The sequence below is a fragment of the Gordonia sp. DT30 genome (assembly GCF_049844915.1).
In the GTDB taxonomy this organism is placed as follows: domain Bacteria; phylum Actinomycetota; class Actinomycetes; order Mycobacteriales; family Mycobacteriaceae; genus Gordonia.
In genome coordinates this window covers 1-283 of the sequence record NZ_JBNCLY010000108.1, presented here as the reverse complement: position 1 = coordinate 283, position 283 = coordinate 1, and the positions used below count along the sequence as shown (strand labels likewise).

The window sequence follows — 283 nt, the reverse complement described above, 5'->3', positions numbered from 1 at the left end:
TCCAACATCGACCACACCTCCTCCCCCACCACACCACCCGAACCCACCAACGACCACACACACACATTCACCAAATCCCGCTGGACGTCATGAATTCGATCACTGTTCCACGGACGATCTAACGTCAAAGAGAACTCAAGTAGCTCCCGAGCACCCTCGAGCCTGATCGTCACATAACCCGGATCCCACTCATGCCACCGCTCAATATCCACCATCAGCCAGAATCTCCATCTCTCAACTTTCAGCCACCCGGACACCGCTACGATCCCGCTGCCAGCGACGT

At 56.2% G+C, this 283-nt stretch carries 1 pseudogene; it reads right to left on the bottom strand.

Annotated elements, in window-relative coordinates:
* Positions 1 to 215: pseudogene (locus ACLQ3C_RS21645) on the bottom strand (hypothetical protein); the annotation flags it as partial.
* Positions 216 to 283 lie beyond the last annotated feature (68 nt).